This is a genomic window from Pseudomonas bananamidigenes (assembly GCF_001679645.1).
Lineage (GTDB): Bacteria > Pseudomonadota > Gammaproteobacteria > Pseudomonadales > Pseudomonadaceae > Aquipseudomonas > Aquipseudomonas bananamidigenes.
The window spans coordinates 88,443-112,633 of sequence record NZ_LRUN01000033.1 but is presented as its reverse complement, the minus strand read 5'-3'; the positions used below and the strand labels follow the sequence as shown (position 1 = coordinate 112,633).

Here is a 24,191-nt window from a genome sequence, read left to right as displayed (position 1 = left end):
TTCAGTCAGAGCGAACCGCTGACGGGCCAGAACGGTACGGGGCAATCGGGTAACCCGGCCAGTCCGAACTACCTCAACGGGATCGATCCTGGCTCAAGGGCCAGTACATCGGCTTGCCGATGCAGCCGCAGAACTTTGAGCGGGTATATGGCAAGACGCGGCTGACGCTGACTCCCGGGAAATAGGTTTAAAGATCAAGAGCCCCTCACCCTAACCCTCTCCCGGAGGGAGAGGGGACCGATTGGGGGATGCTTCAGCCTTATATCGACCTGAAAGTGTTCCACCGAATCCATAATCGACTCGTTTTCACAGGTCGACGAACCTCGCCAGACACCTCCGTAGGCCCCCTCTCCCCCCGGGAGAGGGCTGGGGTGAGGGTGCTTTTGAAAATCAATCGAACTTCTGACTTCGCGCCAACCTCATAGCTGACAAGTCCCTCCATTCCGGTAACGCCATGGACCTTGTTATCGCCCGCCCCGAAGGCCTGTACTGCCCCGCCGGGGACTTCTATATCGATCCGTGGCGCCCGGTCGAGCGCGCGGTCATTACCCATGCCCACGGCGATCACGCCCGCACCGGCAACACGCACTATCTGGCGGCCAGCGCCGGCGAAGGGATTCTGCGGGCGCGCCTGGGCCAGGACATCAATCTGCAAACCGTGGAGTACGGGCAGCGTCTGTCCCACCACGGTGTCACCCTGAGCTTTCACCCCGCCGGGCATGTGCTGGGGTCGGCGCAGATACGCCTGGAATACGGCGGTGAAGTCTGGGTTGCGTCCGGCGACTACAAGATCGAGCCCGACGGCACCTGCGCGCCCTTCGAGCCGGTGCGCTGCCACACCTTCATCACCGAATCGACCTTTGGCATGCCGATCTACCGCTGGCAGCCGCAGGCGCAGGTGTTCGGCGAAATCAATCAGTGGTGGCAGGCCAATATCGAAGCCGGCAAGACCAGCGTGCTGTTCTGCTATGCGTTCGGCAAGGCCCAGCGGATCCTTCACGGAATCGATGAAACCCTAGGCCCGATCCTCAGCCACGGCGCGGTGGAACCGCTGAACCGGGTCTACCGCGAGGCCGGCGTGTATCTGCCGCCGACGATCTACGCCGGCGACGTGAAAAAAAATGATCCGCTGATGCGTCAGGCGCTGGTCATCGCTCCGCCATCGGCGGGCGGCAGCAGCTGGATGCGGCGTTTCGGCGACTACAGCGACAGCTTCGCCAGCGGCTGGATGCGCCTGCGCGGCACCCGTCGGCGGCGCGGCGTGGATCGCGGTTTCGTGCTCTCCGATCATGCCGACTGGCCGGGCCTTTTGTGGGCCATCGAACAGACCGGCGCCGAACGGGTGATGGTCACTCACGGCTCCATCGGCGTGCTGGTTCGCCATTTGCGTGAGCAAGGGCTGGATGCCCAAGGCTTCAACACCGAATACGGCGATGACGAACAAGACAATGTCGCCGTCGAACCCACCGTTGCCGAGGTGCAACCATGAAAGACTTCGCCGGGTTGTACGCCGAACTCGACGCCACCACCTCCAGCAACGCCAAGCTCGCGGCCATGCAGGCCTACTTCGCCCAGGCGCAACCGCAAGATGCTGCGTGGGCGGTGTACTTCCTGTCCGGCGGACGTCCCCGGCAACTGGTTCCGGTGCGGATCCTGCGAGAGCTGGCGGTAGAGGTATCCGGCCTGGCGCCGTGGCTGTTCGAGGAAAGCTATCAAGCGGTCGGCGATCTGGCGGAAACCATCTCGCTGGTGCTCCCGGAAAACCCGCACACGTCCGAGGCGGGCCTTGCCGAATGGATCGAGCACAAACTGCTGCCGCTGCGCGGTGAAACCCCGGAATACCTCGCCCGACAGCTCCCGGCACTTTGGGCGCAACTCGACCGGCCAAGCCTGATGCTGTGCATCAAACTGATCACCGGCAGCTTCCGGGTGGGCGTCTCCAAACTGCTGGTGACCCGGGCGCTGGCCTCGATGGCCGGGCTGGACAGCAAACGCGTGGCACAACGGCTGGTGGGCTACACCGACCTGTCCAACCGTCCGGATGCCGCCAGCTACCTGAAGCTGATTGCCCCGGAGTCCAGCGACGAACACGCCCAGCGCGGCGGCCAGCCGTATCCGTTCTTTCTCGCCCACGGTCTGTCGCAACCGGTGGAACAGTTCGACACCTTGCTCGGCCCGGCGAACAACTGGCAGGTGGAATGGAAGTGGGACGGCATTCGCGCGCAAGTGGTCAAGCGCGAGGCTCGCTTGTGGATCTGGTCCCGAGGCGAAGAACTGGTGACCGAACGCTTTCCCGAACTCGACTCGCTGGTCGAGGGCCTGCCTGACGGCACGGTGATCGACGGCGAAATCGTGGTCTGGAAAAACACCCGCCCTGACGCCGAAGCCTTTGATCCAGACTCGACAGCGCCACCGGCAGTGCAACCCTTTGCCCTGCTTCAGCAACGGATCGGTCGCAAGACCCTGGACAAAAAGATCCTCGAAGACGTGCCCGTGGTGGTCCTCGCCTATGACCTTCTGGAGTGGCAGGGCGAAGACTGGCGCAACCGGCCACAGGTCCAGCGGCGTGAACAACTGGAGCGTGTCATCACCCAATGCAACAACCCGGTGCTGCTGCCCTCACCGGTGCTGACCGGCAACGACTGGCTCGACTTCGCCCACCAACGGGAAGCCTCCCGGCGGCTGGGGGTCGAGGGCATGATGCTCAAGGCCCGCGACGCGATGTATGGCGTCGGGCGCACCAAGGACATGGGCGTGTGGTGGAAATGGAAAGTCGACCCGTTCAGCGTCGATGCGGTGCTGATTTATGCCCAGCGTGGCCATGGCCGGCGCGCCAGTCTGTACAGCGATTACACATTTGCCGTCTGGGACGGGCCGCCCGAGTCCAGCACCCGCGCCCTCGTGCCGTTCGCCAAGGCCTATTCCGGGCTGACGGATGAGGAAATGCGTGAAGTCGACAGCATCGTTCGCAAGACCACCGTGGAAAAATTCGGTCCGGTCAGCAGCGTGACGCCAAGCCTGGTGTTCGAACTGGGTTTCGAAGGCATCGCCCTGTCGCGCCGGCACAAGAGCGGCATCGCCGTGCGTTTCCCGCGCATGCTGCGCTGGCGCCAGGACAAGACCGTGGAAGAAGCCGACAACCTGGCGACGTTGCAGAATCTGCTGGTCTGATCCCTCCTCCCAATACTCACTCTGATCGTTCCCACGCTCTGCGTGGGAACGCCTCAATGGACGCTCCGCGTTCGGCTCTGGATGGGACGCGGAGCGTCCCGGGCTGCATTCCCACGCAGAGCGTGGGAACGATTACGCCCACAAACAGTGCAACCGATTTTCCATGCCCGTTTTAGGGCATTCCTCCCGCTGCGCCTCCCTTCCTGCACCTTTTAAAACACTTGTTCGGGACTCTGGTTCGGAAATTGCTACTTTCTATAAGTCGTAAGCGTTCCAGTAACAATCATTCTGCGCCACAAGCGCTCATATTGGTTCTTAGGGATTGAATAATGAAAAAAGCATTGCTGACCCTTTCTGCACTGGCGTTGTGCATGGCCGCCGGCTCCGCGCTGGCCAAGGAATACAAAGAGCTGCGTTTTGGCGTCGATCCTTCCTACGCACCGTTCGAGTCGAAAGCGGCCGACGGCAGCCTGGTGGGCTTTGACATCGACCTGGGCAACGCGATCTGCGCCGAGCTGAAGGTCAAGTGCAAATGGGTCGAAAGCGACTTCGACGGCATGATTCCGGGCCTCAACGCCAATAAATTCGACGGTGTGATCTCGTCGATGACGGTAACACCGGCCCGTGAAAAGGCCATCGACTTCTCCAGCGAGCTGTTCTCCGGCCCGACGGCCTACGTATTCAAGAAGGGTTCCGGCCTGACCGATGACGTGGCTTCGCTCAAGGGCAAATCCGTCGGTTACGAGCAAGGCACCATCCAGGAAGCCTACGCCAAGGCCGTGCTGGAGAAGGCCGGGGTGAAAATCCAGGCCTACGCCAACCAGGACCAGGTCTACGCCGACCTGAAAAACGGCCGCCTCGACGCCTCGATCCAGGACATGCTGCAAGCCGAACTGGGCTTTTTGAAGTCGCCTGACGGTGCCGCCTACGAAGTCAGCAAGCCGGTTGACAGCGAATTGCTGCCAGCCAAAACCGCTGTCGGTATTAAGAAAGGTAACAAAGAGCTGAAGGCGCTTTTAGATAAAGGTATCAAAGCGTTACACGACGACGGCAAATACGCCGAGATTCAAAAGAAACACTTTGGCGATCTGAATCTGTACAGCGGCAAATAATGCACCGGCGCCCATCCTTCGATGGGCGCCTTTTTCATCCGCTCAGGTTGCTGATTTATGTTTGAAAATCTCTTACAAAATCTGGGGCTCTCCGCCTTCAGCCTCAAGGGCTTCGGCCCGTTGCTGTTGGAGGGCACCTGGATGACCATCAAATTGTCGGCGTTGTCGCTGCTGGTGGCCGTGTTGCTCGGTCTGCTGGGCGCCAGTGCCAAACTGTCGAAATCAAAACTGCTGCGCCTGCCTGCCCAGCTCTATACCACGCTGATTCGCGGGGTGCCGGACCTGGTGCTGATGCTGCTGATTTTCTACAGCCTGCAAACCTGGCTGACCGCGCTGACCGATGTCATGGAGTGGGATTACATTGAAATCGACTCCTTCACAGCCGGCGTGATCACCCTGGGCTTCATTTATGGCGCGTACTTCACCGAAACCTTCCGCGGCGCGATCCTCGCGGTGCCACGAGGTCAGGTCGAAGCGGCCACGGCCTATGGCCTCAAACGCGGCCAGCGCTTTCGCTTCGTGGTGTTCCCGCAAATGATGCGCTTCGCCCTGCCGGGCATCGGCAACAACTGGATGGTGATGCTCAAGGCCACCGCGCTGGTGTCGATCATTGGCCTGGCAGATCTGGTCAAGGCCGCCCAGGACGCCGGCAAAAGCTCCTATCAACTGTTCTATTTCCTGGTACTCGCCGCCTTGATCTATCTGCTGATCACCAGTGCTTCGAACGTCATCCTGCGCTGGCTCGAACGCCGCTACGCCGCCGGAGCCCGGGAGGCCGTACGATGATCGAACTCCTGCAGGAATACTGGAAACCCTTCCTTTATACCGACGGCAACAACATCACCGGGCTGGCCATGACCCTGTGGTTGCTCAGCGCCTCGATCTTCATCGGTTTCATCGCGTCGATCCCGCTGTCGATTGCCCGGGTTTCCCCGCACTTCTACATTCGCTGGCCGGTGCAGTTCTACACTTACCTGTTCCGGGGCACGCCGCTCTATATCCAGCTGCTGATCTGCTACACCGGGATCTACAGCCTGGCCGCCGTGCGCGCCCAGCCGATGCTCGATGCCTTCTTTCGCGATGCGATGAACTGCACGATCCTCGCCTTCGCGCTGAACACCTGCGCCTACACCACGGAGATCTTCGCCGGGGCGATCCGCAGCATGAACCACGGTGAGGTCGAAGCGGCCAAGGCTTATGGCCTGACCGGCTGGAAGCTCTATGCCTATGTGATCATGCCGTCGGCGCTGCGTCGTTCGCTGCCGTATTACAGCAACGAAGTGATCCTGATGCTGCACTCGACCACCGTGGCCTTCACCGCGACCATCCCCGACATCCTGAAAGTCGCACGGGACGCCAACTCGGCGACTTACCTGACTTTCCAGTCGTTCGGCATCGCCGCGCTGATCTACCTGACCATCACCTTTGCGCTGGTCGGCCTGTTCCGCCTCGCCGAACGCCGATGGCTGGCCTTCCTCGGCCCGACCCACTAGGACCCTTTTGAGATGCGCCACCAGATACATGATCTGCTGGCCCCGCTGCCGGGGACCGCACGACAGATCCACAGCTTTCACTTCGGCCCGGACAAGGCCAAAGGCAAAATCTACATCCAGTCCTCGCTGCATGCCGACGAACTGCCCGGCATGCTCGTGGCCTGGCACCTCAAACAACGTCTGGCGGAGCTGGAAGCCGCCGGGCGGCTGATCAGCGAAATCGTGCTGGTGCCGGTCGCCAATCCGGTCGGCCTCGAACAAGTGCTGATGGATGTGCCGCTGGGCCGCTACGAACTGGAGAGCGGGCAGAATTTCAACCGCTGGTTCGTCGACCTCAGCGAAGAGATCGGCAACGAAATCGAGTCGCAACTGAGCGACGACCCGCAGCGCAACCTGGAATTGATCCGCACCACCCTGCGCAACGCTCTCGACCGCCATACCGCCACCACGCAACTGCAATCCCAGCGCCTGACCCTGCAACGGCTGGCCTGTGATGCGGACATGGTGCTGGACCTGCACTGCGACTTCGAATCCGTCGTCCACCTCTACACCACACCGGAGGCCTGGCCGCAGGTCGAGCCGCTGGCGCGCTACATCGAATCCCAGGCGAGCCTGCTGGCCACCGACTCCGGCGGCCAGTCATTCGACGAGTGTTTCACCCTGCTGTGGTGGCAGTTGAAGGAACGCTTTGGCGAGCACTTCGAGATTCCCCTCGGCAGTTTTTCGGTCACGGTCGAGCTGCGTGGCCAGGGCGATGTCAGCCATCCGGTGGCCAGCCGTGACTGCCAGGCACTGCTCGACTACCTGACTCACTTCGGCGCCATCGCCGGCGCCTCGAAACCATTGCCGGAGCTACCCTTCCCGGCCACTCCGCTGGCCGGTGTCGAGCCGGTGACCACCCCGGTCGGCGGCCTGCTGGTGTACACCGCCACACCCGGCCAGCACCTGGAAGCCGGGCAGCAGATCGCCGAAATCATCGACCCGGTCCACGACCGGGTCACCCCCGTCCATTGCACCGCTTCCGGTCTGCTGTACGCCCGCTCGCTGCGGCGCATGGCAACCGCCGGCATGGTGATCGCCCACGTCGCGGGCGCCGAAGCCTATCGCAGCGGCTACTTACTTTCGCCTTGAGGATGCCTGTCCCATGTACAAACTGACCGTAGAAGGCCTGCACAAAAGCTATGGCGACCATCAGGTGCTCAAAGGCGTTTCGCTCAAAGCCAGAACCGGTGACGTGATCAGCCTGATCGGCGCCAGCGGCTCGGGCAAAAGCACCTTTTTGCGCTGCATCAACTTTCTCGAACAACCCAACGACGGCGCGATGAGCCTCGACGGCCAGGCGATCCGCATGGTCACCGACCGCCACGGCATGCATGTCGCCGACCCCGAGGAACTGCAACGTCTGCGCACGCGCCTGGCCATGGTGTTCCAGCATTTCAACCTGTGGAGCCACATGACCGTGCTGGAAAACATCACCATGGCGCCGCGCCGGGTGCTGGGCTGCAGCAAGGCTGAGGCGGACGACCGCGCCCGGCGTTATCTGGACAAGGTCGGCCTGCCGGCGCGGGTGGCCGATCAGTATCCGGCGTTCCTCTCAGGCGGCCAGCAACAGCGCGTAGCCATTGCCCGGGCCCTGGCGATGGAGCCGGAAGTCATGCTGTTCGACGAACCGACGTCCGCGCTGGATCCGGAACTGGTGGGCGAGGTGCTCAAGGTGATTCAAGGCCTGGCCGACGAAGGCCGGACCATGATCATGGTGACGCATGAGATGAGTTTTGCGCGCAAGGTGTCGAGCCAGGTGCTGTTCCTGCATCAGGGGCTGGTGGAAGAAGAAGGCGCACCGGAGAACGTATTGGGCAATCCGAAGAGTGAACGCCTGAAACAGTTCCTCAGCGGCAACCTCAAGTAAAACTAATGCCCGGCCGGCGCGGTCATTGAAGGAACACCTTCAGAGCACACGTCGCCGGCATGGGCACTTCCTCCGACTTCGCCAAACTTTGGTTCAGCGCCCGCGACTGGAAGCCGTTCGCCTTTCAAAAACAGGTGTGGGCGGCGGTCAAACGTGGCGAATCCGGCCTGCTGCACGCCAGCACCGGCGCCGGTAAAACCTACGCGGTGTGGTTTGCCGCGCTCAATCGCTTTGCCCGCTCCGGGCCCATTGCCGCAAACACCCCTCGCAAACGCCCGCCACCTGCCGAACCGCTGACCGTCCTGTGGATCACCCCCATGCGCGCGCTGGCCGCCGACACCGCGCGCGCCTTGCAAACGCCGCTGGACGATCTGCAAATTCCCTGGAGCGTCGGCCTGCGCACCGGCGACACCGGCAGCAGCGAACGCGCCCGGCAGAACAGACGCCTTCCCACAACGCTGATCACTACGCCGGAAAGTCTCACCCTGATGCTCGCTCGCGCCGACGCACAAACCGCGCTGTCGACACTGCGCATGATCGTGGTCGATGAATGGCACGAACTGCTCGGCAACAAGCGCGGCGTGCAACTGCAATTGGCCCTCGCCCGCCTGCGCCGCTGGCATCCGGAGCTGATCGTGTGGGGCATATCGGCGACGCTCGGCAATCAGTCCCACGCCGAACAGGTATTGATCCCACAGGGCGGGGGCGTGAGTGTCCGGGGTCAGAATGAAAAAGACCTGCAAGTCGATACGCTGATTCCACCGCAGATCGAACGTTTTCCCTGGGCCGGCCATATCGGTCTGAAGATGCTGCCGCAGGTGGTCGCCGAACTGGACCTCTGCGCCAGCACCCTGGTGTTCACCAACACTCGCGCACAGTCGGAAATCTGGTATCAGGCCTTGCTGGAAGCACGGCCTGACTGGGCCGGTCTGATTGCCTTGCATCACAGTTCGCTGTCCCGCGAAACCCGCGACTGGGTCGAGCAGGCCCTGAAGAACGGCCAACTCAAAGCGGTGGTCTGCACTTCAAGTCTTGATCTGGGGGTGGATTTCCTGCCGGTGGAACGGGTGCTGCAAATCGGCTCGGCCAAAGGCGTGGCGCGCCTGATGCAGCGTGCGGGACGCTCGGGCCATGCGCCCGGCAGAACGTCGCGGCTGACCCTGGTGCCGACTCACAGTCTGGAACTGATCGAAGCCGCCGCCGCCCGCGATGCCGTGGGCCAGCGGCGGATCGAGCCGCGCCTGTCTCCCCGCAAACCGCTGGATGTGTTGGTGCAACACCTGGTGAGCATTGCATTGGGCGGCGGCTTTCTTCCCGATGAGCTGTACGAAGAAGTCCGTGGAGCCTGGGCCTATCGCGACCTGACGCCCGCCGACTGGGCCTGGGCGCTCGCTTTCGTACGCCACGGCGGGATGTCGCTGACGGCCTACCCGGACTATCGCCGGGTCGAGCCGGATGAGCACGGGATCTGGCGAGTGCCCGACGCGCGCCTGGCCCGGCGTCATCGCATGAGCATCGGCACCATCGTCAGCGACGCCAGTATTCATCTGAAATTCTGGAGCAAGGGCGGAGGTGGCAAACAACTGGGCAGCGTCGAGGAAGGCTTCATCGCCCGCCTCAGACCCGGCGACGGTTTCCTGTTCGCCGGCCGCTTGCTGGAGCTGGTACGCGTGGAAAACATGACCGCCTATGTCAAACGCAGCACGGCGAAAAAAGCCGCCGTGCCACGCTGGAATGGCGGGCGCATGCCGCTGTCCAGCGAACTCGCCCAAGCGGTGGTCACCCGGTTCAGCGCAGCGGCAAACGGCGAGTTTGCCGGCCCGGAAATGCAAGCCTTGCGACCGCTGCTGGAAACACAGATGCGCTGGTCGGGTCTGCCGACGACCGACAACCTGCTGGCCGAGGTGCTGAAATCCCGCGAAGGCTGGCATCTTTTCCTCTATCCATTCGCCGGGCGTCAGGTGCATCTGGGACTGGCCAGCCTGCTGGCGTGGCGGGTCAGCCAGCGACTGCCTGTGACCTTCTCGATTGCAGTCAACGACTACGGACTGGAATTGCTCAGCGCCACGCCCGTTGACTGGACCTTGCACCTGGATGGCCCACTGCTCGGCCCCGAGAACTTATTGCACGATGTAATCGCCAGCCTGAACGCAGGCGAACTGGCACTGCGCCGCTTTCGGGAGATCGCACGGATTGCCGGACTGGTGTTCGCCGGCTACCCCGGTGCGCCCAAAAGCACCCGTCAGGTGCAGGCCTCCAGCGGATTGTTTTTCGAGGTGTTCAAACAATACGACGCCGACAACCTGCTTCTGGCGCAGGCCGGGGAAGAAGTCTTGCGAGAAGAACTGGATATTCATCGACTGGAACAGACACTGGAGCGAATCAACGGTATGACCCTGGACATGCACCTGATCAAACGCCCGACACCCCTCGGCTTTCCGCTGCTGGTAGAACGCATGCGTGAAAGCATGAGTTCGGAAAAACTCGCCGACCGCATCCGGCGCATGGTCGGCGATCTGGAAAAAACCGCCGACAAGGGGCTGTCCTGATGAGTGCGGCCTATCCCGTTCGCCTGGCAGGTGAAGACCTTTGGCTGCTGCCGGAAAAGGCACTGTACTGGCCGGCGCAGCAGGCGCTGCTGATTGCCGATGTGCATTTCGGCAAGGCGGCAGCCTATCGTCGCTTGGGACAACCGGTACCGCAGGGCACCACGACAGCGAACATTGCCGTGATCGAACAATTACTGGGGCGACTGCCCTGCCGACAACTGATCTTTCTCGGGGATTTTCTGCACGGCCCCGGCTCGCATGCCTCGGACACCTTGAGCGCCCTGGGCGAGTGGCGTTCACGCCACGCTGATCTGCCGATCACACTTGTTCGCGGCAATCACGATAAACGTGCCGGTGATCCGCCACAGACGCTGGATATTCGGGTGGTGCCGGAGCCGTTGCTGCTCGGGCCCTTTGCATTGCAGCACGAACCTGAGCCGCACCCTGAACGGCACGTTCTCGCAGGACACGTACACCCGGTCTATCGATTGAACGGCAAGGGACGTCAGCGTCTGCGACTGACGTGCTTCAGACTGGGAGCACGCGTCAGTCTGTTGCCGGCCTTCGGAGCTTTCACCGGCGGGTATCCGGTGGAAAAGGAAGACGACTGTCGGATCTTTGTCATTGGTGACAACGAAATATGGCCCGTCGGCTGAGGTCCCGTTCAGGAATCAGTCAACGGGCCATACATTCAGTCACGCGACGGGTGCCGGTGGCGGTTTGTCCGGCAGCGTAGGTTCGCCGGGCTCGGTCGGTTCTTCGTTGGGGGTATCGGGATCAGGCTGGTGAGGAATTCCGCCAGCCAGGGTGACGGGTGGGTGTGCCAGCAACGACCAGGCCAATACGCCAACCTGATTGGGCTCGAGCCTTGCCAGTTCGGCAGTGATTTGCGGATCGATCTTCATGGAGCACTCCTCGGCGAAGGCCCGCTGCGCTGTTCGCGAAACGGGCAGTACACCCCATAGAGTGTCTACCCGCCAAAGAATTCCCGCCGACCGCCGGATGGACGGCTCAGGTGCGTGGCAGGGTCACGCCACGTTGGCCCTGGTACTTGCCGGCACGGTCCTTGTAGGAGACTTCGCATTCCTCATCGGACTCCAGGAACAGCATCTGCGCCACGCCTTCGTTGGCGTAGATCTTCGCCGGCAGGTTGGTGGTGTTGGAGAACTCCAGAGTCACCTGACCTTCCCATTCGGGTTCGAGCGGGGTGACGTTGACGATGATGCCGCAACGGGCGTAGGTGCTCTTACCCAGGCAGATGGTCAGTACATTGCGTGGAATACGGAAGTATTCAACGGTCGTGGCCAGGGCGAAGGAGTTCGGAGGAATGATGCACACGTCGCTGTGGACATCGACGAAGCTGCCGGCGTCGAAATTCTTGGGGTCGACGATGGCCGAATTGATGTTGGTGAACACCTTGAAATGGTTGGTGCAACGCACATCGTAGCCGTAGCTCGACACGCCGTAGGAGATCACACGGCTATCGTCGCTGCCGCGTATCTGGCGCTCGACGAACGGCTCGATCATGCCGTGTTCCTGCGCCATGCGGCGAATCCACTTGTCCGATTTGATGCTCATGGCGGGGTGTCCTGAATAGCGAGGTGGAAAAAACTGTCCGGCATCTTACCGGGCGCGCCGCCGGGTTCAAAGTCCGTGGTGCAAATCTCGCCGAACATGCAGGAATTTCGCGGCCTGGCGACGAACCGTCACACCGTCGATCCTTAAAACGGAGAAACCTTCGCAAGAAGCATTGGCACGTTCCGGAAAAAGGGTTAAGGTGGCGCCACTGTGCTGCTTGTGTCACTGAGAATCTCTCCACGATATGTTGAATTTCGATCCAACCATCTACAAGAATTTTTCCTGCTCTTTGCACTCAGTCTCGGCCAGGGTTCTTCCTGAGTCGCAGTTATCTTTGTTCAAGGAGTTACACCATGTCTAATCGCCAAACCGGTACCGTCAAGTGGTTCAACGATGAAAAAGGCTTCGGCTTCATCACTCCACAATCCGGTGACGACCTGTTCGTTCACTTCAAAGCCATCCAGTCCGACGGCTTCAAAAGCCTGAAAGAAGGCCAGCAGGTTTCTTTCATCGCTACCCGCGGTCAGAAAGGCATGCAAGCTGAAGAAGTACAAGTTATCTAACTTGCAGCTTCTTTGCTGAAAAGCCCCGCCCTCAAAAGCGGGGCTTTTTTATGGACGTCTGTTTTGTGCAGGCAAAAAAATCGCAGCCCGTCGAAGGCTGCGATTTTTTCTGAACAGCGTTACCAGGCCACGCCGAACCCGGCGGTGTAGCGGGTCTTGTTCAGATCCGCATCTTTGGTGCCGCTGATGATGTCCCGCTCGGCCTTGAGATTGAGCGAGGCCCAGTCCGTCACTTTGTAGCGCAGGCCCACTTCCGAATCCAGGGCGTAGTTGGCAACGTCCGACAGCGGCTTGCCGAGCTCGCCAGTGGTGAAGAACTGCACTTTCTTGCCGATCAGGTAGCGGTTGTAGTCCCACTTCATGGCGACGGAATAGAAGTTGTCCTTGCCGCCGTCGCTGTACTCGTAATCCGTCCGGTTGAGCAGCGAACCGAGCGAGAACGCGCCCAGTTCGTCGTCCCAGAACTGGTAACCCGGACCGGTACCGACCACTCGCTGACGCGACAGTTCTTCGACGTAATCACGCTTGTAGTTCAACCGCCCCTGCCAGAACCACTTGTCGGTCAGGAAGCGGTCCAGCGCGTACTCGGCACGCCAGTTGTTGGTGGTTACCACCTCATCCTGGACTTCGCGGTTGTACTCGCCCTCGGCGGTATGACGCCAGCGTCCATGGCGCGCCGAGGTCTTGAAGCCGACATCGTAGTCATTGGTGTCTTTTTCGGCACGCTGATAATCCAGGGCCAGATCGACGTTGCCCTTCCACACCAGATCCTCGACCACAGGCTTGGGTTTGAGAATCTGCTGGATACTCGCCAGCTCGACGGTTTTCGGCGCTTCACCGTTGGCCAGGGTGACCTTGCCGTCTTCGGCGGCGGTCAGCGACTTGGCCTTCTCGCCGCTGTAGGCGTCCTGCTTGACCAGCAGCTCCTGGTCACTTTCAAGTGTCTTGACCTGTTTCCAGTCGATGGTGACCGCGCCGGCGTACTGGGTCTGGACCAACAGTTTGCCGCCGTCGAACAGGGTGATCTTGCCGCTCAGCCTGTCACCGTTCTTCAACCAGACGGTATCGGCAAGCAAGGGCGTGGACGCACTGAAGACAGCAAGGCACAGCAGGGTTCTGGACAACATAAGCGAATCGGGGGCTCGGGTTTGCGAAAAAAGGTCGGCATTATCCGTAGGAATAATCCTCTGACAAGGAGTGACCCGGCTATTTCTATTGAGTTCATTTCTCAATTGCCCGATCACCGATTACCCTTTAATCGATGAATCGATCTTGTTCAGGAACGGCGCCCGTGACAGACCCGATACCCGACTTCGAAAACGACCCGCAAATCCGACGCACGGCACTCTATTCGACCCTTGCCCAAGTGCCCGAAGGCAAGGTCGTCAGCTATGGTCAGTTGGCCGAACTGGCCGGGTTGGGGCGCGCCGCCCGCTGGGTCGGCCGTACGCTCAGTCAGTTGCCCGGCGACACGAAGCTGCCCTGGCACCGCGTGCTCGGTGCCGGCGGTCGGATCAGCCTGCCGGCGGGCAGCCCTTCGGGCGATGAGCAGCGGGCGCGATTGCGTATGGAGGGCGTCACGATCCTGAACAATCGTGTGGATATTCGGCGCCATGGCTGGCGTCCGGTAGAGCACAGCGGTTAGAGTGCGCGCTTTGTTTTCGCAATCTTGAGGCAGACTTCAGCCCATGCCCCGTAAAACCTGGCGCGCCGCGCTCGCCGCCTATGCCAGTCCTTCGACGCTCGTGCTGTTGTTGCTGGGTTTCGCCGCCGGCCTGCCGTACATGCTGGTGTTCTCGACACTTTCGGTCTGGCTGCGTGAAGCCGGTGTAGCCCGCGAGACGATCGGCTATGCCAGCCTGATCGGCCTGGCCTACGCCTTCAAATGGGTCTGGTCGCCCCTGCTCGATCAATGGCGCCTGCCGTTGCTGGGCAAGCTGGGGCGACGCCGTTCGTGGCTGGTGCTCGCGCAGTCGCTGGTGATCCTCGGCCTGGTCGGCATGGGCTTCTGCGACCCGCAGAAACACTTGTCCTGGCTGATCGCCATTGCCGTGATCGTCGCCTTCGCCTCCGCCACCCAGGACATCGCCGTTGACGCCTATCGCCTGGAAATCGCCGATGACAGCCGTCAGGCCGCGCTGGCCGCCAGCTATATGTCCGGTTACCGGGTCGCCGCCCTGTTGGCGACGGCCGGTGCATTGTTCTTTGCAGAAGGATTCGGTTCCACCGGGTTCAACTATCAGCATTCCGCGTGGACCGGCACCTACGTGCTGTTCGGCGTATTGATGGTTCCCGCCCTGATCACCACGCTGCTGATGCGCGAGCCACCGGTACCGCTGCGCACCCAGTTGCAGGCCGGACGCTACAGCTTCATGCACCAGCTGATGTCGGTGTTCGTGCTGATCATCCTGCTGGTCTCCGTACCCGCCATGTTTACCCAGCTCTACAACACGGACTTCGCCAGTGTGCTGTTCGGCACCATGACCCCGCTCGACCTGCTGCTGGAAGACCGGGCCTTTCTGCGCGCCATCCTCTACACCCTGCTGACCGGCCTGTGCCTGTCGACCATGGGGCGCCGCGGCCTGGCGCCGGTGCTGACGCCGGTCAACGACTTCATCCTGCGCTACCGCTGGCAGGCTTTGCTGCTGCTCGGCCTGATCGCCACCTACCGCATGTCGGACACGGTGATGGGCGTGATGGCCAACGTGTTCTATATCGATCAGGGCTTCACCAAGGATCAGATCGCCAGTGTCAGCAAGATTTTCGGCCTGATCATGACGCTGGTGGGCGCCGGTATGGGCGGCCTGCTGATCGTGCGTTTCGGCATCCTGCCGATCCTGTTCATCGGCGGCGCCGCCTCGGCAGCCACCAACCTGCTGTTCGTGATGCTGACTGACATGGGCCCGAACCTGCAGATGCTGGTGGTGACCATCTCCCTCGACAACTTCAGCTCGGGCATGGCCACCTCGGCGTTCGTCGCCTACCTGTCGAGCCTGACCAACCTGAAGTTCTCCGCCACCCAGTACGCCCTGCTCAGCTCGATCATGCTGCTGCTGCCACGCCTGATCGGCGGCTACTCCGGCGTCATGGTGGAGAAGTTCGGCTATCACAACTTCTTCATGATCACGGCGGCACTCGGTGTGCCGACCCTGGTGCTGATCGCCCTGCACTGGTTCCAGGAAAGCCGCCGCGAAGGCCCGACCCCGACCCCGGAACCCGTGTCGACGCCGGTCGCCGAAGAATCGTAAGACATCTCGCACCCGGCGGAAGGGTTTGCGCCGGGACCGCACTTCTGTACGTCGGCAGCTCTCGCCGGTACACTGCTCCGTCATTTCCAGTCATAGCAACCGACAACGGCCAACCATGCGCACCAGTCAATTTTTGCTCGCCACACAAAAAGAAACGCCTTCCGACGCGGTCGTCATCAGCCATCAGCTGATGCTGCGCGCCGGCATGATCCGCAAACTCGCCTCGGGCCTGTACACCTGGCTGCCGATGGGCCTGCGGGTAATGCGCAAGGTGGAAGCCATCGTTCGCGAAGAGATGAACGCCGCCGGCTCTCTGGAAGTGTTGATGCCGGGCACCCAGCCGGCCGAGCTGTGGCAGGAGTCGGGGCGCTGGGAAGAATACGGCCCTGAACTGCTGCGCATCAAAGACCGTCACGGTCGCGACTTCTGCGCGGGCCCGACCCACGAAGAAGTGATCACCGATCTGATGCGCAACGAGTTGAGCAGCTACAAGCAGCTGCCGATCAACCTGTACCAGATCCAGACCAAGTTCCGTGACGAAATCCGCCCGCGCTTCGGCCTGATGCGCGGTCGTGAATTCATCATGAAGGACGCCTACTCGTTCCACGCCGACCTCGCGTCGCTGCAGGTCACCTACGACCGCATGCACGAGGCGTACTGCAACGTGTTCACCCGCCTGGGCCTGAAGTTCCGCCCGGTCGAAGCCGACAACGGCTCCATCGGCGGTGCAGGCTCCCACGAGTTCCACGTACTGGCCGAGTCCGGCGAAGACGATATCGTCTTCAGCAACGGCTCCGACTACGCCGCGAACATCGAAAAGGCCGAAGCCGTACCGCGTGAAACATCCCGCGCCGCGCCGACCGAAGAACTGCGCCTGGTCGACACCCCGGATACCAAGACCATCGCCGCGCTGGTGGAAAAATTCGGTCTGCCGATCGAAAAGACCGTCAAGACCCTGATCGTGCACGCAGAGGAAGAAGGCAAGCTGATCGCCCTGATCATCCGCGGCGACCACGAGCTGAACGAAATCAAGGCAGCCAATCAGCCTGGCGTCGCCAGCCCGCTGGTCATGGCTTCCGATGCCGAACTGCGTGACGCCATCGGCGCCGGTGCCGGCTCCCTCGGTCCGCTGAACCTGCCGCTGCCGATCATCATCGACCGCTCCGTGGCGCTGATGAGCGATTTCGGTGTCGGTGCCAACATCGACGACAAGCACTACTTCGGCGTGAACTGGGAGCGTGACCTGCCGGTTCCGACCGTGGCCGACCTGCGCAACGTCGTGGCCGGTGACCCGAGCCCGGACGGCAAGGGCACTCTGGAAATCAAGCGCGGCATCGAAGTCGGGCACATCTTCCAGCTGGGCAACAAGTACAGCAAGGCGATGAAGTGCGAAGTGCTGGGCGAGAACGGCAAGCCGGTTACCCTGGAAATGGGTTGCTACGGCATCGGCGTATCCCGCGTGGTGGCGGCAGCCATCGAGCAGAACAACGACGAGAACGGCATCATCTGGAGCGACGCCCTGGCACCGTTCCAGATCGCGCTCGTGCCGCTGCGCTATGAAACCGAGCAGGTACGCGAAGCCACCGACAAGCTGTACGCGGAACTGACCGCGGCCGGCTTCGAAGTGCTGCTGGACGATCGCGACAAGAAAACCAGCCCGGGCATCAAGTTCGCGGACATGGAGCTGATCGGCATTCCACACCGGATCGTGGTCAGCGACCGCGGCCTTGCCGAAGGCAACCTGGAATACAAGAGCCGTACCGAAGGCCAGGCGCAAGCGCTGCCGGTTGCCGACGTACTGTCCTTCCTGCAGGCCCGTATCCGCCGCTGAAACCAGATAGAGACCTCATGTTCAAGCGAAACACCCTGGGCCTCGGTGGTGCCGCCTTGTGCGGCACCCTGCTGGTCAGCGGCTGTGCCAATCACATGTCACAGCGCAGCGAGCACGAAGAGCGGGTCGAGCGAAAACTGCTCGACCACAGCCTGCAGATCGATGTCGGTGAGCCCAAGGTGCTTGAGCTTCCGCAACGCCGCGTGAAGATCAACGAGCAGAAAACCTTCGAAGTCACTGAATACGAAGTGACCCGTCGCTATGACCGTTACACGCCCTACCAGCCCTGGCGGGAAATCTACGAGATCCCGCTCGGCGCGGTGGCCATTGTGGCCGGCGTCGGCGCCAACGTGGTCAACGTGTTCGCCCTCGGCAATCTGCCGGACAGCGTGACCAAGGACTGGCTGAGCTACGGATTCGCCGGAATCAACCCGTTCATGAACGTGCCGTCTCACGGCCGTGCGCAGCAGAACCTGGCCGGCATCGATGAAGTCCAGCGCGACAAGCGCATGGAGTATTCGAGCCTGCCGTGGAGCGAGCGGCCGGTGCAGGTCAAGGCCGGCAAGCAGACCTTCGACATGACCACCGATCGAAATGGTGTGTTGCGCCTGAACCTGCTGGACAGCCCGTTTGCCGACAACGATCTGAATCACGTGGGCAAACTGACGATCAGTGTCGAGGACGCCAAGGATGACGTGCATTCCGACTCGTCCCTGACCATCAGCAGCCATCTGCGCGGCAAGTTGCTGGAGGCCCACAGCCTGATCTACGACGATCTGGAAGACGACGAAGTGAGCGAGTGGGTGCATCGGGTCAAGCGTCTGTCGGAACTGGGTCTGGAAGAAGAAGCCAGTGAGCTGGAGCAAAGCCTCATCGAACTGACCCGTAACGATCCGGAGTTGCAGGCCGAGTTTCTCAAGTCGCTGACCAGGGATGCCGGGCGGCTGGTGGCGGATCCCGGTCCGAACTGACAACGCTGACTGAAAAAGCCCGAACCTGTTTCGGGCTTTTTTACATGGGTTACCGCTCGAACAACTCCATCTGCTCGAAGCCGCCGCGCAAGTCCTCCAGCCGCACCCCTACTCCGAGCAGCCGCACCGGTTTGCCGCCACGATTGAACGCCTGCGTCAGCATCAACTGATAACTGCCCAGATCGCGCCCGGCGCCGGCCTGCTCCAGCGTGGTCTGAGTGAAATCATGAAATTTCACTTTGACGAACGGTTTACCTGGCCGATAGCTGCTGTCGATCCGCGCCATGCGGGTTTTCAGGGTCTCCAGAAGCTCAGGAAGCTTGTCCAGGCAACTGCGCAGATCCGGTAAATCAACGTCGTAAGTGTTTTCGACACTGATCGACTGACGGCGACTGTCGTTATGCACCTGACGGTCATCGATCCCACGGGCCAGGCTCCACAATCGCTCGCCAAAACTGCCGAACTCGCGAACCAGCGCCAGCTTGTCCCACTCGCGCAGTTGCAGACAGTCGCTGATACCGAGCTTGCCCAATTTGTCCGCAGTGACCTTGCCGACACCATGCAACTTGCTCACCGGCAGGCCGCTGACGAAGTCCTCGACCTGATCCGGGGTAATGACAAACAGGCCATTGGGTTTTTTCCAGTCGCTGGCGATCTTGGCCAGAAACTTGTTCGGCGCTACGCCGGCCGAGACGGTGATATGCAATTGGTTGGAAACCCGGCGCCGGATGTCCTGGGCGATTCGCGTAGCGCTGCCTGCGAAATGCGCGCTGTCCGAGACGTCCAGATAGGCTTCGTCCAGTGAAAGCGGCTCGATCAGGTCGGTGTAATCGCGAAAGATCGTATGGATTTCTTTCGAAGCCTCGCGGTAGGCATCCATTCGCGGCTTGACGATGGTCAGGTCCGGGCACAGTTTCAAGGCATGCCCGGAAGACATCGCCGAGCGTACCCCGTAAGCCCTCGCCTCATAGTTGCAGGTGGCGATCACCCCACGCCGCTCCGCCGAACCACCCACCGCCAGCGGTTTGCCGGCCAGACGCGGGTCGTCACGCATCTCGATGGCGGCGTAGAAACAGTCACAGTCGATGTGGATGATTTTTCGCTGAGTCATGGCTGAAAGGAAAACATGGCAAGCCGGAGGGGCAGTATCTCACTGACACCTGTATATAGCACCAGTGGTATGAAGCTTCTTTTCAAGCTGTAGGAAATTGTCTGTGAATTTATTTTCTCAATTGAGAATAACCACGCGATAGAGCTGAAAGCCGCGCCCCACCTGAGCTGCGGCCCAGGCGACATCCTAATAAAAGAGCTAACCACTTGAACCAGAACAGATTTTATCCGGATTCAAGGTTGACACCCCGGCGATTCTCTGTAGAATGCCGCCTCATCAGACGCGGGATGGAGCAGCCTGGTAGCTCGTCGGGCTCATAACCCGAAGGTCGTCGGTTCAAATCCGGCTCCCGCAACCAAACATCAGAAAAGGCTGCTCGAAAGAGTGGCCTTTTTTGTATCTGTGGAAAAAGTCCTTTCGCAACAATGATCTGTCATCGTGCAGTGAACCCTTCAGGATCGTCAGACCCGCCAGGTTGCGACTATGCTTGAGTCGCAGGCAAGAGGTCTGCAATCCGAGACCTGCCCTCGCCGATACCCGACGAGAGGCGTAGTATTTTGTGATTATTTTTTTCTACAGGGATTGGTAACTTGGCTGGATACCCCCATCCTGTCGCGCACAATCCAAGAGGTGATTGATGCGCGCCAACTCGTCTGATCCACAAGACACCCTCACCATGAATCCATCGATCAAGCCCGAGCGCATGCGCCTGCTGGATCGAATCAGCAAGTACCGTCAACCGATCGGCCTGGCGGTCACCTTGCTGCTGTTCGCCATCGCGCTGATTGCCTGTCGACATCTGCTCAGCGAACTCGATCTCTACGCCCTGCACGACTCGATCCTCGATGTGCCGAAACCTGCCCTGCTTGGCGCTTTCGGCGCAACCGTGGCCGGTTTCATCATTCTGCTGGGCTACGAATGGTCGGCCAGCCGCTATGCGGGCGTGACCATCCCGCCGCGCACACTGGCGCTCGGCGGTTTCACGGCCTTCGCGATCGGCAATGCCATCGGTCTGTCGATGCTGTCCGGTGGATCGGTGCGTTACCGCTTATATGCGCGTCTTGGTCTGGGCGCGTCGGAAGTCGCCCACATGACCCTGTTCGCCAGCCTGTCGCTGGGCTGCGCACTGCCGCCGCTGGCCGCGCTGGCCACCCTGAGCAACCTGCCTGCAGCCTCTCAGGCTCTGGGTCTGTCCGAAGGGCTGCTTGCCGCGATTGCCTCTGCCGTCCTGCTGCTGGGCGCGATTCTGGCCATGGGCATCTACCGTCGACGTCTGCCGGAACAACCTTACCGCGACAACCTGCTGGTCAAGGTCGGCCGCCGCACCCTGCGCCTGCCGGGCCGCCGTCTGACATTCCTGCAACTGGTGATTACCGCCCTGGACGTCGCCGCTGCCGCCACCGTGCTGTATATGCTGCTGCCGGAAGCGCCACCCTTCGGCGCGTTCCTGTTGGTGTACCTGCTGGCCCTGGCTGCTGGCGTGCTCAGCCACGTACCGGGAGGTGTCGGGGTTTTCGAAGCCATCCTGCTGGCCGCCTTCGCCGACAAACTCGGTGCGGCGCCACTGGCCGCTGCGCTTCTGCTCTATCGCATGATCTACGTGGTACTGCCATTGCTGGTGGCCTGCGTACTGCTGCTGATCAACGAAGGTCAGCGTCTGTTCCAGACCCAGACCATGCGTGCCGCTTCCGGCCTCGCGGCACCGATCCTCGCGGTCCTGGTGTTCCTGTCCGGCGTGGTGCTGCTGTTCTCCGGCGCGACACCTGAAATCGACACACGCCTGGAACACATTGCCTATCTGATTCCCCATCGTCTGGTCGATGCCTCGCACTTCGGCGCCAGCCTGATCGGCGTGCTTTGCCTGATGCTCGCCCAAGGCCTGCGCCGGCGGTTGTCGGCCGCGTGGATGCTGACCACCATTCTGTTGCTGGTGGGCGCCCTGCTCTCGCTGCTCAAGGGGTTCGACTGGGAAGAAGCGACCCTGATGACCCTCACTGCGGCTTTGCTGGGGGTATTCCGTCGTTCGTTCTATCGCCCCAGCCGTCTGACCGAAGTGCCGTTCTCGCCGCTGTATCTGGTGGCGAGCCTGTGCGTACTCGGCGCATCGACCTGGCTGTTGCTCTTCGCCTACCAGGACGTGCCGTACAGCCATCAACTGTGGTGGCAGTTCACCCTCGACGCCGATGCCCCGCGCGGTCTGCGCTCGCTGCTCGGCGCTGCGGTACTGTTGCTGGTGATCGCCCTGACTTGGCTGCTGCGCACCGCCCGCCCGGTGATTCATCTGCCGACCCCGGAAGAGCTGGAGCGCGCCTCGAAAATCCTGATGGCGTCCTCGCAACCCGACGGCGGCCTGGCCCTGACCGGTGACAAGGCGCTGTTGTTCCACCCCAACGATCAAGCCTTCCTGATGTACGCCCGTCGCGGTCGCAGTCTGGTGGCGCTGTACGACCCGATCGGTCCCGGCCAGCAGCGGGCGGAAATGATCTGGCAGTTCCGCGACCTCTGCGACATCCACCACGCCCGTCCGGTGTTCTACCAGGTACGCGCGGAGAACCTGCCGTACTACATGGACATCGGCCTGACCGCGATCAAGCTGGGTGAGGAGGCCCGGGTCGACCTGCATCGCTTTGACCTGGAGGCCAAGGGCAAGGAGATGAAAGACCTGCGCTACACCTGGAACCGTGGCAGCCGCGACGGCCTGTCGCTGGAAATCTTCGAGCCGGGCCAGGCGCCGATGGATGAGCTCAAGGTGATTTCCGATGCCTGGCTGACCGGCAAGAATGTGCGCGAAAAAGGCTTCTCCCTGGGCCGTTTCAGCGACGATTACCTGAAGCATTTCCGCATCGCGGTCATTCGCTTCGAAGGCCGCCCGGTGGCGTTCGCCAACCTGCTCGAGACTTACAGCCATGACCTGGCCAGCCTCGACCTGATGCGCTCGCACCCGGACGCCCCCAAGCTGACCATGGAGTTTTTGATGGTCGGTCTGATTCAACACTATAAGAGTCACGGATACGCGCGCTTCAGCCTGGGCATGGTGCCGCTGTCGGGGTTGCAACCCCGTCGTGGTGCACCGCTGACCCAGCGTCTGGGCTCGATGGTTTTCCGCCGTGGTGAGCAGCTGTACAACTTCCAAGGCTTGCGCCGCTTCAAAGACAAGTTCCAGCCTGACTGGGAACCCCGTTATATGGCAGTGCCCGCCGGACTCGATCCGCTGGTGGCCCTGGCCGATACTGCTGCCCTGATCGCGGGCGGCTTGACTGGATTGGTGAAACGCTGATGATTCAACGCTCCCTGAAGTACATCCTGGCTGCACTGATCGTGCTGGCCGTGATTGCCGGCGGCGGTTACTGGTACCTCAAACGCCCGGCACCGGAACCGACCCTCGAACAGCTGAAACCGGCGGATGGCACCGTGATGACCCGGGTCATCCCCGGCACCAGGCCCAAGGCCCAGGTGCTGGTGGCGGTCGAGGACGACAAGAAACTCTCCGACAATCAGTTGACCACCCTGAGCCGCAGCGCCTCGGCGCAAATCGTTCAAGTGATTCTGCCCAAGGACTGCCTGCTGCAGAGCCGCGCATTGCAAACCGGCCTGCGTGAACTGAACGGCCCGGCGACCCTGGTCAGCGGCATCGGCCCTGGCGCGGTGCTGGCCTGGCGCTGGCTGTCCGAACAGAAGGACGACAAGGCCCAGGCCGTGTCGGTCGATCTGGCACTGGAAAAAGGCGGCTGCACCCACCTGCTGCCGAAGTCCGCCGCCCACGGCCACTGGCTGGTGGCCTGGAACGACAACCCGGACGACACCAGCGCCGGTTTCGTGCGCGACCAGCCGAACGCCGAAACCAGCATCAGCGATTACGACATCAACCTGCCGCAAGTGCTGAACAACGAACTGCGCAAGCTCCTCGTCGGTGGCGACAAGGCCGCTGGCGGTCTGCAGATCCCGGTGGTGGAAGTCCCGGCCGGACAGGCCAAGGACACCGTGACCCTGTTCCTGTCCGGTGACGGCGGCTGGCGAGATCTCGACCGCGACGTGGCCGGTGAAATGGCCAAGATCGGCTACCCGGTGGTCGGCATCGACACCCTGCGCTACTACTGGCAGCACAAGAGCCCGGAACAGAGCGCGCTGGACCTGACCGAACTGATGCAGCACTACCGTCAGAAATGGGGCACCAAACGCTTCATCCTGACCGGTTACTCGTTCGGCGCCGACGTCCTGCCGGCGATCTACAACCGCCTGCCAGAGACCGAACAGCAACGCGTCGACGCAATCATCCTGCTGGCCTTCGCCCGCACCGGCAGCTTCGAAATCGAAGTCGAAGGCTGGCTCGGCAACGCCGGCAAGGAAGCCGCCACCGGCCCGGAAATGGCCAAACTGCCGCCGGCCAAGGTCGTGTGCATCTACGGCGAAGAAGAAACGGATGAAAGCGGCTGCACCGACAAGACGGCAGTGGGCGAAGCAGTGAAGCTGCCTGGCGGCCACCACTTCGACGAAAACTATCCGGCGCTGGCCAAACGTCTGGTGGATCTGATCGAGAAGCGGCAGACCAAGGACCAGCCGGCAGAGTGATCTGAGGCGCTCCAACGAAAAGCCCCCGCCAGCCGCAAGGTTGACGGGGGCTTTTTCGTTCTGGCAGATACCAGAGATCCTTGTGG

At 61.5% G+C, this 24,191-nt stretch carries 20 protein-coding genes, 1 tRNA gene and 1 pseudogene; 18 read left to right on the top strand and 4 right to left on the bottom strand.

Going from position 1 to position 24,191, the window contains the following annotated elements; all coding sequences use genetic code 11:
* The 10 genes and pseudogenes from BBF94_RS27135 to pdeM all read left to right on the top strand — a co-directional run.
* Window positions 1-185 (top strand): annotated as a pseudogene (locus BBF94_RS27135) (penicillin acylase family protein); the annotation flags it as partial.
* Window positions 186-454: 269 nt separating this feature from the next.
* On the top strand, window positions 455-1,489 hold the full coding sequence (locus BBF94_RS12215) for a ligase-associated DNA damage response exonuclease (protein ID WP_065259279.1): 1,035 nt from the start codon (window positions 455-457) through the stop codon (window positions 1,487-1,489).
* Window positions 1,486-3,171, top strand: a complete 1,686-nt coding sequence (locus tag BBF94_RS12210; RefSeq protein ID WP_065259278.1) for an ATP-dependent DNA ligase — start codon at window positions 1,486-1,488, stop codon at window positions 3,169-3,171. Before BBF94_RS12215 ends, BBF94_RS12210 begins: the two co-directional genes overlap by 4 nt.
* Window positions 3,172-3,500: 329 nt before the next feature.
* Window positions 3,501-4,283 (top strand): transporter substrate-binding domain-containing protein, encoded by a 783-nt coding sequence (locus BBF94_RS12205; protein WP_065259277.1) that lies wholly within the window; start codon window positions 3,501-3,503, stop codon window positions 4,281-4,283.
* Between the two features lie 57 nt (window positions 4,284-4,340).
* A complete protein-coding gene (locus BBF94_RS12200; RefSeq protein ID WP_065259276.1) occupies window positions 4,341-5,069 on the top strand; it encodes an ABC transporter permease in 729 nt (242 codons plus the stop codon).
* Window positions 5,066-5,776: an ABC transporter permease gene (locus BBF94_RS12195; RefSeq protein ID WP_065259275.1), complete on the top strand. Its 711-nt coding sequence runs from the start codon at window positions 5,066-5,068 to the stop codon at window positions 5,774-5,776. Before BBF94_RS12200 ends, BBF94_RS12195 begins: the two co-directional genes overlap by 4 nt.
* A 12-nt stretch (window positions 5,777-5,788) precedes the next feature.
* Window positions 5,789-6,907, top strand: coding sequence for a succinylglutamate desuccinylase/aspartoacylase family protein (locus BBF94_RS12190; RefSeq protein ID WP_065259274.1), 1,119 nt, complete (start codon window positions 5,789-5,791; stop codon window positions 6,905-6,907).
* 13 nt (window positions 6,908-6,920) lie between these two features.
* Window positions 6,921-7,685, top strand: coding sequence for an ABC transporter ATP-binding protein (locus BBF94_RS12185; protein ID WP_065259273.1), 765 nt, complete (start codon window positions 6,921-6,923; stop codon window positions 7,683-7,685).
* A 59-nt stretch (window positions 7,686-7,744) separates the two neighbouring features.
* Complete coding sequence (locus BBF94_RS12180; RefSeq protein ID WP_065259272.1) at window positions 7,745-10,234, top strand: ligase-associated DNA damage response DEXH box helicase; 2,490 nt, start codon at window positions 7,745-7,747, stop codon at window positions 10,232-10,234.
* A complete protein-coding gene (gene pdeM / locus BBF94_RS12175; protein WP_065259271.1) occupies window positions 10,234-10,890 on the top strand; it encodes a ligase-associated DNA damage response endonuclease PdeM in 657 nt (218 codons plus the stop codon). Before BBF94_RS12180 ends, pdeM begins: the two co-directional genes overlap by 1 nt.
* Before the next feature lie 39 nt (window positions 10,891-10,929).
* Here the strand turns inward: pdeM and BBF94_RS12170 are convergent, their stop codons facing one another.
* The gene (locus BBF94_RS12170) at window positions 10,930-11,139 is read right to left on the bottom strand and encodes a hypothetical protein (RefSeq protein ID WP_065259270.1); all 210 of its coding nucleotides are present in this window, start codon (window positions 11,137-11,139) and stop codon (window positions 10,930-10,932) included.
* 106 nt (window positions 11,140-11,245) lie between these two features.
* Window positions 11,246-11,812 (bottom strand): dCTP deaminase, encoded by a 567-nt coding sequence (gene dcd / locus BBF94_RS12165; RefSeq protein ID WP_065259269.1) that lies wholly within the window; start codon window positions 11,810-11,812, stop codon window positions 11,246-11,248.
* Window positions 11,813-12,165: 353 nt separating this feature from the next.
* On the opposite strand from dcd, the gene BBF94_RS12160 reads away from it, so the two are divergent.
* Entirely contained in the window at window positions 12,166-12,375 is a 210-nt protein-coding gene (locus BBF94_RS12160; protein WP_002554837.1) for a cold-shock protein, read from the top strand.
* A 119-nt stretch (window positions 12,376-12,494) separates the two neighbouring features.
* Here the strand turns inward: BBF94_RS12160 and BBF94_RS12155 are convergent, their stop codons facing one another.
* On the bottom strand, window positions 12,495-13,502 hold the full coding sequence (locus BBF94_RS12155; RefSeq protein ID WP_065259268.1) for a DUF481 domain-containing protein: 1,008 nt from the start codon (window positions 13,500-13,502) through the stop codon (window positions 12,495-12,497).
* Between the two features lie 134 nt (window positions 13,503-13,636).
* Here BBF94_RS12155 and BBF94_RS12150 point away from each other — a divergent pair, with 134 nt between their 5' ends.
* The 4 genes from BBF94_RS12150 to BBF94_RS12135 all read left to right on the top strand — a co-directional run bounded on the left by BBF94_RS12150 (window position 13,637) and on the right by BBF94_RS12135 (window position 18,425).
* Window positions 13,637-14,020, top strand: a complete 384-nt coding sequence (locus BBF94_RS12150; protein WP_176704449.1) for an MGMT family protein — start codon at window positions 13,637-13,639, stop codon at window positions 14,018-14,020.
* A gap of 43 nt (window positions 14,021-14,063) precedes the next feature.
* Window positions 14,064-15,623, top strand: a complete 1,560-nt coding sequence (locus BBF94_RS12145; RefSeq protein ID WP_065259266.1) for an AmpG family muropeptide MFS transporter — start codon at window positions 14,064-14,066, stop codon at window positions 15,621-15,623.
* A gap of 115 nt (window positions 15,624-15,738) precedes the next feature.
* The gene (locus tag BBF94_RS12140; RefSeq protein WP_065259265.1) at window positions 15,739-17,454 is read left to right on the top strand and encodes a proline--tRNA ligase; all 1,716 of its coding nucleotides are present in this window, start codon (window positions 15,739-15,741) and stop codon (window positions 17,452-17,454) included.
* A gap of 17 nt (window positions 17,455-17,471) precedes the next feature.
* On the top strand, window positions 17,472-18,425 hold the full coding sequence (locus BBF94_RS12135) for a hypothetical protein (RefSeq protein WP_065259264.1): 954 nt from the start codon (window positions 17,472-17,474) through the stop codon (window positions 18,423-18,425).
* Between the two features lie 49 nt (window positions 18,426-18,474).
* Here the strand turns inward: BBF94_RS12135 and dinB are convergent, their stop codons facing one another.
* Window positions 18,475-19,536, bottom strand: a complete 1,062-nt coding sequence (gene dinB, locus BBF94_RS12130) for a DNA polymerase IV (protein ID WP_065259263.1) — start codon at window positions 19,534-19,536, stop codon at window positions 18,475-18,477.
* Window positions 19,537-19,817: 281 nt separating this feature from the next.
* On the opposite strand from dinB, the gene BBF94_RS12125 reads away from it, so the two are divergent.
* From BBF94_RS12125 to BBF94_RS12115, 3 genes are all read left to right on the top strand, one after another.
* Window positions 19,818-19,894 (top strand) — tRNA-Met (locus BBF94_RS12125).
* Between the two features lie 279 nt (window positions 19,895-20,173).
* On the top strand, window positions 20,174-22,813 hold the full coding sequence (gene mprF, locus BBF94_RS12120) for a bifunctional lysylphosphatidylglycerol flippase/synthetase MprF (RefSeq protein ID WP_065259262.1): 2,640 nt from the start codon (window positions 20,174-20,176) through the stop codon (window positions 22,811-22,813).
* Window positions 22,813-24,105, top strand: a complete 1,293-nt coding sequence (locus tag BBF94_RS12115) for a virulence factor family protein (RefSeq protein WP_065259261.1) — start codon at window positions 22,813-22,815, stop codon at window positions 24,103-24,105. Before mprF ends, BBF94_RS12115 begins: the two co-directional genes overlap by 1 nt.
* Window positions 24,106-24,191 lie beyond the last annotated feature (86 nt).